At 35.5% G+C, this 330-nt stretch carries 1 protein-coding gene; it reads right to left on the minus strand.

What is annotated here, in order from left to right:
• The coding region (locus HT721_RS10910; RefSeq protein ID WP_173229837.1) for a YhcH/YjgK/YiaL family protein at window positions 1-154 on the minus strand (154 nt) is incomplete at its 3' end.
• Window positions 155-330: the final 176 nt, after the last annotated feature.

Below are 330 nucleotides of genomic sequence, written 5' to 3' on the forward strand. Positions count from 1 at the left end.
TAAAGCAATTCCCAAACAATCGATCACCATCGATAGCAATCGAACCTTCTGTTACATTTTCTAGTCCTGTTTTTTCTAGAAAATCTATCAATGTTGCAAAATGTGGATTTACTCCCACATAAGTTTCTAAACGGCTAATTTTTGTAATAATCATCTCTTCTAACCTCCTTTCTCAATCTATTTTTCCTATCCAAGTTCCCCATTCTTCTGTCTAGCATTTTCTACTAGAAGGACATAAAAACACAACACTCTCTAGCCTATACTCTTTGAAAATCGCTTCAAACCACAGTCGCTTCACCTTGGATTATATAGGTCAGTCTTATCTACAAC

Source organism: Streptococcus sp. 4094 (assembly GCF_013277125.1).
GTDB lineage: Bacteria > Bacillota > Bacilli > Lactobacillales > Streptococcaceae > Streptococcus.